Raw genomic sequence first — 8,761 nt, 5'->3', positions numbered from 1 at the left:
GGGGCGGGGCGCGGCGGCTCGGCCGTCGCGGGCCGGGGGACGCCGCCCGCCACGGCGCGGAGGGCGGCGGCCGTGGAGAAGGCCTCCGCGTCGGGGTCGTGCAGGTGCGTGCGGCCGTCCATCACCACCCCCGCCTCGGGACGGCCCGGCCGGCGGCGGCCGGGCGCGGGCTCCATGACGGGAGGGGCGGGACGTGGGCGCCCGGGAAACGGGGAGAGTGCCGGTGAATGGGGAGAAGGACAATGGTCGTGGGACGATTCTGCTTTTCTGACATGTCGGTGAACCCCATGCCTCGAAAACGCGTCTCCGGGCGGGTCGAGCCATTGCGTCCTTCGCGCCGGGGGGCGCCGGCGGCGGACGGGCCGATGCCGAAGTCGCGTTCACCTATGGCCCATGCCGCGTGATCGCGGTTAGACTGGGGGCGTCCGCGGAGCACATTTCACCAGGTCAGTGCGGTGTTCCCGCCATCTGTGCAGGAGGGCCCGCAGACCCGGTGCGAGGTGCCCGGCGGTGCCGAGGAGTCGCCTCCCGCCTTCCGGCCGATCGTCTTGGCTCGCAACCGGTGATCGTCCGAAGGTGGGGGCGACTCTTTCTGTTCTTCTGGAATTACCGAAAAGCGCCTTCTCTGGATCGCCTCCCCGCGGGCCCGCCCGGTGGCCGCTGCCCGAGCCGCCGGGTCGTGCGATTCCGTTCCCGGTCCCGTCCACCGGGCCGCCGCGGTGCCCCCGCCGCGTGTTCACCCTGTGTCAGGATCGTGTCCGTTCTGAGGTGGCAGGCCGCCCTCTTGCGGGACGGTTGCTGCTATTCTGCTACCTAGCACATTACAACATAGTCTACCGACATACAGCACGCCGAAACCTGCTGATCGTCCGGAATTCCGGGTTATCGCGGACTCCGGACCTTGACACCGCCGCTCGACGGGCGGTCAGGTGTCGGCGTGTCGACATGCGTCCTGACATCTTGCGCCTTGCCAGGTAGCATGCAGTGAGGTGGCGACAACTACGCAGAGTGAGCCGTCATATGACCAGTGACCAGGGGCCCATCGTCCAGAGCGCGCTACTGCGCACCGAGCTCGTCCGCCTCCGCAAGGAGAAGGGGCTGACGCAGGAGCAGGTGGTCCGGCAGCTCGAATGGTCCCCGTCCAAGCTCATCCGGGTCGAGGGCGGGAAGAACGCCATCACCCGCACCGACCTCCAGGCCCTGCTCAACGTCTACGACGTGACCTCGGAGGGCCGCCAGGAGCGGTTGCAGGCACTGGCGCGCGGTGCGCGCGAGCCCGCCTGGTGGAACGCCTACCGCGGCGAGTTCGACCCCAACTTCCTCAACTACGTGGGGTACGCCGCCGGCGCCGCCTACATCCGGCACTTCCACGGCTCGGTGATCCCCGGCCTCCTGCAGACCCGCGAGTACGCGGAGGTCCTCTCCACCGGCAAGGTGTCGCAGCAGGCGAGCGCGCTCGGCGTGAAGCTGCGCATGCAGCGCAAGGAGGAGCTGGCCAAGCGCCGGCACCCGCCGCGGCAGCTCTACATCGTGGACGAGGCGGTCATCCGCCGCCATGTCGGCATCAAGGTCGACCCGGGCATCATGCCCAACCAGCTGCGCAGCATCGCGGACGCCGCGGAGTCCGACGACCTGCTCACCGTCCGGATCATCCCGTTCAGCGCCGGGGCGCACCTCGGCCTCGAAGGGCCGTTCACCCTCCTGGAGTTCGACGGCGACCTCGACGACGTGCTGTTCCTCGAGGGCCGGTCGGGCTCCAGCGCGATGATCACCGGTGAGGACGACCGGATCACCGAGTACCGCGACACCTTCGAGGTGCTGCTGGAGGACGCGCTGCCGGCCGAGCAGTCCATCGCGCTGCTCCGCCGGACCGCCGAGGAGCTGATGGCCTGATCGGCCCTTTCCGGTGGGGCGAATCGACCGCGAGGGGAGGTGACGCCGTTCCGGCCCTTCTCCAAGCCGAGTGGCCTGCATAGCACGCAGAGTGATCTTGTGTTCCCTTGTAGGCGGGATAACTGGAACCGTTTACACTCGTGATCGGGAAAATTTCCACAAGGTCGTGGTTCGTCGTGCCCTGCTTGGCTCACGCCGGCGGACGCCCCCGGCCTGGTCGGTCGACGAGGCGGGACCGCCGGCACCGGATGGAGGGTTGCTGGATGGTCTATCGGTCGCTTCGCGGGGAGGCGCTGAACTGGCGCAAGGGCAGCAGGAGCCAGTCCGGGAGTGACTGCGTCGAGGTGGCGGCGGCCGGTCCCGCCGTGCTGATCCGCGATTCCCGCGCTCCCGCCGCCGGAATGCTCACGCTCGATTCCGCACAGTGGCGCACCCTGCTGCGCGCCGCCCGGAACGGCGAACTGGACGGCCGCTGAGTCACGCGACTCATTCTCACCGCTTCTCGCGATAATTGTCGTCCGCCACAATCGGCGGCCGCCTTTTACGGCGGATTCCGACAACGCGGTAACGCGCCCCCCCCCCCCGCGGGGCCCCCGGCCCCGGGGCGGGCGGCCCGGCCCCCCCGCCCCCCGACCCTGAGGCGCCCCTGACCGCACCCTGAACCGTCCCTGGTCCCCCTGCCGCGCGCCGGGAGCGCGGCCTAGCGTGATCTTGCGGTCCGGGGCCGCCGGGCGCTCCCCGGCCGTCCCGGACGATCGTCCGCCCGCTCGGCGGAGCCCCCTCGACGTCCATCCCGGAAGGACATCCATGCAGCGCAAGCACAGGCGTATCGCCATGGGCGCGGCGGCGGCGGGCATCGTGCTCGCCGGCGCGGCCGTCCCGCTGTCGCCGCCGTCGGCGGACGCGGCGCCCGCCCCCGCTCCTGCCCCCGTCGGCACCGGCATCGACTGGAAGGCGTGCGGCGACGACGGCGAGGCGCAGTGCGCGACCCTGCGGCTCCCCGTCGACTGGGCGCACCCGCACGGCCCGACGTTCGGCCTGGCCATCGCCCGCCGCAAGGCCCTCGACCCGGCCGCCCGCATCGGCACGCTGGTCTTCGGCCCGGGCGGTCCGGGCGACTCCGGCGTCCAGCGGATCACCACGGGCATCAGCCGGTTCGGCGAGCGGATCCGGCAGCGCTTCGACATCGTCAGCTTCGACCCGCGCGGCATCGGCGCCAGCAACCCCGTGACGTGCTCGGCCGCGCTCCTCGCCGAACGTCCCGACCCGAACATCGCGAGCCGCGAGGACTTCGACGCGACGCTCGCCTACAACAAGCGGCTCAGGGACGACTGCCGCGAGCGCACCGGACCGCTGTACGACCACGCCGACACGATGAGCACCGTCCGTGATGTGGACGCCATACGTGCCGCCCTAGGCGAGACCAAGCTGAGCTTCCATGGCAGCTCCTACGGAACGCTTGTGGGCGCGGAGTACGCCGAGACGTATCCGGGCCGTGTGCGCGCGATGGTGCTGGAAAGCGTCATCGACCACGGCGTCCGGTCCGCCCAGCCGTTCCTCGACGCGGAGATGGGCGCCGCGCAGGACTCCTTCGACCAGTTCGTCGAGTGGTGCGACCGGACGGCGAGCTGCGCGCTGTACGGCCGCGACGTCCGAGCCGTCCTGCGCGACCTGCGGGAACGCGCCGCGCGCGGGGTCCTCGCGGACCCGCAGACCCCGGGGCGCGCCCTGACGGAGTTCGAGTTGCTCGTGGTGACGTACAAGCAGTTCTACGGGCCCGACTGGGCGAAGCTCGCGTCGCTGCTGTCCGCGCTGGAGGCGAGCAAGCCCGTCCAGTCGGTTCCCGCGAAGCCCGCCGAGGGGACTGGAACGGACAACTTCACCGCGCAGTTCTGCTCCGACTGGAACCTGCCGGTCCGCGACTACGACGATTTCGCGCGGCTCTCGCGGCGCAGCGAACGGAACGCGCCCGACATGCACGGCACCCGTCCGGTCATGGCCCTCACGGCGTGCCTCGGCTGGCCGAAGCCCGTCGCGAACCCGCAGCACCGGCTCAAGGTGCGCACCACTGCGCCGATCATGATGCTGAACGCGGTCCTCGACCCCGCCACCCCGTACGCGTGGGCCCGGAGCGTCGCACGCCAGATCGGCCCGAAGGCGACCCTGCTCACCTACGCGGGCTCCGGTCACGGCGTCTACAACAGCGGCCCGTGCACGCGCGACGCGATCGACCGCTACCTGATCTCGGTGAAGACGCCCGCGCGCGGCACCGTGTGCCCGGCCGTGCCTCAGTAGAGGAACGGCAGCGCGACGCCCTCGGCGCCGGTGAGGTCGCGGCCGTCCGTCCGGCCCATGAGCCACGCGAGCAGGGACGACGCCGGTCCCGACACCACGGTCTCGCCGTCGCCGTGGACGTCGCCCGTGTCGGTGGCGAGGACGCGCAGCCGCGGCGCCTCGTCGCGGCGGGCATAGGACGCGACGATGTTCGGGAGCCTCCGGGCGACGTACTCCGCGGGCCAGTCGGCCGGCCCGAACCCGGCGTCGAGGTCGACGTGGTGGGTGAGCACCTCGGTGAGCCGCGAGTCGGTGGCCCGCGCGACGGGGTGCCGCGCGCCCGACGTCCACTGGACGACCCGCTCCCACGCGTCGTCCGGCATCGCCTCGTACGCCTCGGCCCACCGGTCCGCGCTGTCGTGGACGTCCGCGACGAGGACGGCGGCGGGACGTCCGGCGCCCTCCTCGATCTCGGCGGCGCGCGCCTCCATGCTCGGGTACTCGCGTGTCTCGACGCCGGTGCGCGCCCAGGTCAGCAGGCGGGTGCCGCCGTCGGCGTTGCGCGCGAGGTGGGTCAGCACGTGGCCGCGCGTCCAGCCGGGCAGCAGCGACGGCGCGCGCATGTCCGCCTCGCCGAGCCGGGCGGCGGACGCGAGCAGGCCGCGGGTCGCCGCGGTGATCGCTTCGAGCGGTTCGACGCGGGTCATGCACGATCCTCTCGACGGGGGGACGGGTGACCACCGGGGGCGGCGGTCACCAGGGGGAGCGGGTGGCCGTTACCAGGGGAGCGGGTGCCCGTCGCGGAAGAAGCCGCCGGTCGGGCCGCCGTCGGGCAGCGTCGCGGCCCATACGACGCTCGCCGCGCCGTCGGCGACGGGACGCCCGCCGGGGCCGCCCATGTCGGTCGCGACCCAGCCCGGGCAGACCACGTTCACCAGGATCCCGTCGGCCCGCAGTTCCGCCGCGAACATCCTGGTCAGCGCGTTGAGCGCGACCTTGGACGCGGTGTAGGCGGGCGTGCCGGCCCCCATCCCCGCCAGCGACGCGGCCTCGCTGGACACGTTGACGATCCGGCCGTGCGCGCTGCGCCGCAGCGCCGGCAGCAGCGCCTGCGTCAGCCGCCACGGCCCGTACAGGTTGGTCTCCGCCGCGTCCCGGACGACGTCCAGGTCCGCCGTCGACGGCCGCTGCCAGGTGTCGTAGGTGATCGCGGCGTTGTTCACCAGCACGTCCAGCCGCCCGATCTCGGCGGCGACGCGCTCGACGTCCGCGGCGGACGTCACGTCCAGTCGGACCGGCGTCGCGCCGGCCTCCTTCGCGGCGCGCGCGGCGGCGTCGGGGTCGCGCGCCCCGAGCAGCACCTCGTGCCCGCGCTCCGCGAGCTGCCGGCACACCTCCAGGCCGATGCCCCGGTTCGCGCCGGTGACCAGCGTGATCGTCACGTCCCTCGCCTCCCCCGATCGGATACGCCCATGATCACGCGTGCCGTGGCCGCGCGTCCACCGGCGGGCCCCCGGTTCTGGCCGGGCGCGGGGTGTCAGCGGACGCCGCGAGGGCGGAACTGGACGCTGATCCTCGGGCCGACCGCGCGGGTGCTCTTCGGGATCGCGTGGTCCCAGGTCCGCTGGCAGCTGCCGCCCATCACGATCAGGTCGCCGTGGCCCAGTTCCCGCTTGATCGCCGGACCGCCGCCGCGCGGCCGCAGCAGCAGCGGGCGCGGCGCGCCGACCGACAGGATCGCGACCATCGTGTCCGCGCTCGCGCCGCGCCCGATCCGGTCGCCGTGCCAGGCGACGGAGTCGCGGCCGTCCCGGTAGAGGCAGAGCCCGGCCGTCCGGAACGGCTCGCCGAGCTCCGCCGCGTAGTGCGCGTTCAGCGCGGCCTTCGCCGCGTCCAGGACGGGGTCGGGCAGCTCGGCGCCCTCGTCATAGAACGACAGCAGGCGCGGCACGTCCACGACGCGGTCGTACATCCGCCTGCTCTCCGCCCGCCACGGGACGGACGCGTGCAGCCGCTCGAACAGCGCGTCCGCGCCGGGGATCCAGGCGGGCAGCACGTCGATCCAGGCGCCGTGGGCCAGCCGCGTCCGGCGCGCCTCGCTCAGCGGGCGGGGGCCGGTCTCGTCGGCGCGGTCCAGCAGCGAGCCTTGGAACATGCCCCTCACTGTACCCGGCGAGTCAAACACATGTTCGATCAGCCGTGGTACATCGCGTCGCAGAACACCATCCCGGAGCTCGGGTCCTTCTTCTGCACCGGCTTGCCGTCGACGAGGACCTCGCAGCCGAGGAACGCCGTCGGCGACGCCGCCGCGCCGCTGATCGACAGCGCCGCCGTCGGCTGGTCGCCCGTGTCCGGCATCGGGAACTCCTTGTGCCACGGCAGTTTCACGTTCTTCAGCGTCACCGACTTGCTGTTCACCGGGTCGCTGTAGACGAGCTGCATCGCCGCCCCGCCGGACCCCCACACCACGTACTTCACCTGGTGGACGATGCCCGTGTCGGCCTTCCCCACGTCCGGGATCCGCTGCAGCACCAGCGCCGCCAGCGCGGCCAGCATCCCCTTCGGGTCCTTGTCCGGATGCTGCGGCACCTCGGACAGGACGATCCCGACGATCAGCCCGCCGCGCCGCGCCTCCACCTCGTACTCGGACGGGCCGCCGCCCAGCGTCGAGTAGTCGAACCAGCTCTCGTCCGCGCCCTGCACCACGTTCGGCGCGAGCACCGACTGCTTGCCCTTCAGCCGGTCCCTGTGGTCGTCCAGCCCCTGCTTGAAGGCGATCTTCGCGCCCTGCGCGCTCTTCTGCAGGCTCAGATTCAGCTGGTCGCCCAGCATGTACGTGCAGTAGACGGCGTTGGAACCGTCCTGCGCGGGGCCCGCGTCCTCCTGCGGCATGCGCTGGTGGCCGTACTTCGCGTAGTCGCCGTCCGTCAGGAGCCCGCACATCTTCGCCGTCAGCCGCCCGTTCTCCGGCTGCGGCCAGCCCCCGGCCGGCGCGGTCGCCTGCCCCGCCGGTTTCAGCGGCGGCTTCCCGGCCCCCGAGGCCTTGTCCTTGCCGCCCCCGCCGCCGCACCCGGACAGGGCGAGCGCCAGCGCGCCGCCTGCCGCGATCGTCCTGATTGCACACCCTCGTCTCACGGCGCCAGACCCTAGGCGGCCGTGCTTACACCCGGCTTACAGCCGATGGCGGGCGGCCAACACGGAGTGTCAGACCCCCTGCATAACCTGCACGGGTGACGGAACGACTGCCGCGCCCGGTCCGGGCGCTCATCGGCGTACGCGTGATCAACCAGCTCGGCGCGTACGTGATGTCGTTCCTGGCCGTGCTCGCCGGCCCGGACCTCGCCTCGGCGGCGCTGGCCGTCTTCGGCGTCGCCGCGCTCGCGTCCCGCTGGATCGGCGGGACGCTCCTCGACCGGCTCGCGCCCCGCACCGTCGTCGTGCTCGGCCTCGCGTCCACCGGCGCCGCGCTGCTCGTCCTCGCGCTCGCGCACGGGCCGCCGCAGACCCTCGGCGCCGTCGCGCTCGTCGGCCTCGCCTTCGAACTCTGCGAGCCCGCCACCCAGGAGGCGCTCGCCCGCGCCGCCCCGCCCGGCCGGCACGGCGACGTCTACGGCCTGCTCGGCACGTCCCTCGTCGCGGCCGGAGCCGTCGGCGGTCTGCTCGCCGCCGTCCTGCTGCCGTTCGGCGCCCGCTGGCTCGCGGTCGCGGACGCGGCGACCTGCCTCGCCGCCGCCGCCGTCGCCCTGGCGTTCCTGCCGCGCGAACCCGTCCGGCCGCCCGTGCGGGACGCGGCGTGGCGGCCGTCCCGGCGGCTCGTCCGGCTGACCCTCGCCGGGACCGCGTTCGCCGCCGGCTACCTCGCCGTCCTGATGTACATGCCGTTCGTGCTGCTCCAGCGCGGTGCGCCCGCCTGGCTGCCCGGCCTCGTGCTGACCGGCGCCGCCGTCCTCGCCCCGCTGACCGGCCGCCTCGGCCGCCGCGCCCTGGACCGGCCATCCCACGAACGCGTCCTCGCCGCCGGCACCGGCGCCCTCGCCTTGGCGGCCCTGGTCCTGGCCGTCGGACGGGCCGTCCCGGTCACCGTCGCCGCGTACCTCGCCTGGGCCGTCGCCGACAGCGTCCTCCAAGGCCGGTGGCAGGCCCTGATCGCCTCGATCGCGCCGGAGGCGGAAAGGCCCCGCTGGTTCGCGTTCTTCGGCTCGTCATGGGGCGTCGCGCAGCCCGCCGTCCCCGGCCTCGCCGCGCTGGCCGGCGGCGCGATGCCGGTCGCCTTCCTCGCCTTCCTCGCCGTCCCGCTGACCCTGCGCCGTCCCAAGCCCAAGCCCGACTCCGGCCCGGTGCCTGTCGCCGCCGAGCCGGCCACCGTTCCCGAAGCCGTCGCCGACCCGTCCTGAGCCCTGCCGGGAGGTCGCGGCGTCGGCTCAGGTGTTCAGGGAGGAGACCTGGCGGCGCGGCTTGCGCTGCGACCCGCCGCCCTGCGCGCCGCCGCGTCGTGTCCGCCGCCCGCCCGCGGCGTCCGCCCGGCCGTCCTGCGCGTTGTCGCGCTGCGCGCCCCGGCTCGCCTTCTCAGCGGACGCGGCGCTCGCCGAGGCCG

The 8,761-nt window shown here is 73.5% G+C and carries 8 protein-coding genes; 4 read left to right on the top strand and 4 right to left on the bottom strand.

Going from position 1 to position 8,761, the window contains the following annotated elements; genetic code table 11:
- Positions 1-1,020 precede the first annotated feature (1,020 nt).
- The 3 genes from F9B16_RS46425 to F9B16_RS46415 all read left to right on the top strand — a co-directional run bounded on the left by F9B16_RS46425 (position 1,021) and on the right by F9B16_RS46415 (position 4,188).
- Positions 1,021-1,893 carry a helix-turn-helix domain-containing protein gene (locus F9B16_RS46425; protein ID WP_151546664.1) on the top strand — a complete coding sequence of 291 codons (873 nt, stop codon included), beginning with the start codon at positions 1,021-1,023 and terminating at the stop codon, positions 1,891-1,893.
- Between the two features lie 263 nt (positions 1,894-2,156).
- Positions 2,157-2,369 (top strand): DUF397 domain-containing protein, encoded by a 213-nt coding sequence (locus tag F9B16_RS46420; protein WP_151546663.1) that lies wholly within the window; start codon positions 2,157-2,159, stop codon positions 2,367-2,369.
- Between the two features lie 331 nt (positions 2,370-2,700).
- Positions 2,701-4,188, top strand: a complete 1,488-nt coding sequence (locus tag F9B16_RS46415; protein ID WP_225992553.1) for an alpha/beta hydrolase — start codon at positions 2,701-2,703, stop codon at positions 4,186-4,188.
- Here F9B16_RS46415 and F9B16_RS46410 read toward each other — a convergent pair.
- From F9B16_RS46410 to F9B16_RS46395, 4 genes are all read right to left on the bottom strand, one after another.
- Entirely contained in the window at positions 4,182-4,874 is a 693-nt protein-coding gene (locus F9B16_RS46410; RefSeq protein ID WP_151546662.1) for a maleylpyruvate isomerase family mycothiol-dependent enzyme, read from the bottom strand. The two genes, F9B16_RS46415 and F9B16_RS46410, sit on opposite strands and share 7 nt — an antisense overlap.
- A 69-nt stretch (positions 4,875-4,943) precedes the next feature.
- Entirely contained in the window at positions 4,944-5,609 is a 666-nt protein-coding gene (locus tag F9B16_RS46405; protein ID WP_225992552.1) for an SDR family NAD(P)-dependent oxidoreductase, read from the bottom strand.
- 95 nt (positions 5,610-5,704) lie between these two features.
- Entirely contained in the window at positions 5,705-6,322 is a 618-nt protein-coding gene (locus F9B16_RS46400; RefSeq protein ID WP_151546660.1) for an alpha-ketoglutarate-dependent dioxygenase AlkB, read from the bottom strand.
- Between the two features lie 38 nt (positions 6,323-6,360).
- Complete coding sequence (locus F9B16_RS46395) at positions 6,361-7,302, bottom strand: MmpS family transport accessory protein (RefSeq protein WP_151546659.1); 942 nt, start codon at positions 7,300-7,302, stop codon at positions 6,361-6,363.
- 95 nt (positions 7,303-7,397) lie between these two features.
- On the opposite strand from F9B16_RS46395, the gene F9B16_RS46390 reads away from it, so the two are divergent.
- Positions 7,398-8,561, top strand: a complete 1,164-nt coding sequence (locus F9B16_RS46390) for an MFS transporter (protein ID WP_151546658.1) — start codon at positions 7,398-7,400, stop codon at positions 8,559-8,561.
- Positions 8,562-8,761 lie beyond the last annotated feature (200 nt).

Origin of the sequence: Actinomadura montaniterrae, assembly GCF_008923365.1 — a bacterium.
In the GTDB taxonomy this organism is placed as follows: domain Bacteria; phylum Actinomycetota; class Actinomycetes; order Streptosporangiales; family Streptosporangiaceae; genus Spirillospora; species Spirillospora montaniterrae.
Note: the sequence above shows the minus strand (reverse complement) of the source record. Positions and strands in the feature narration are given on the sequence as shown.

Coding starts and splice junctions, on each gene's coding strand:
- F9B16_RS46425 (WP_151546664.1), top strand. CDS start 1,021: ATGACCAGTGACCAGGGGCCCATCGTCCAGAGCGCGCTACTGCGCACC.
- F9B16_RS46420 (WP_151546663.1), top strand. CDS start 2,157: ATGGTCTATCGGTCGCTTCGCGGGGAGGCGCTGAACTGGCGCAAGGGC.
- F9B16_RS46415 (WP_225992553.1), top strand. CDS start 2,701: ATGCAGCGCAAGCACAGGCGTATCGCCATGGGCGCGGCGGCGGCGGGC.
- F9B16_RS46410 (WP_151546662.1), bottom strand. CDS start 4,874: ATGACCCGCGTCGAACCGCTCGAAGCGATCACCGCGGCGACCCGCGGC.
- F9B16_RS46400 (WP_151546660.1), bottom strand. CDS start 6,322: ATGTTCCAAGGCTCGCTGCTGGACCGCGCCGACGAGACCGGCCCCCGC.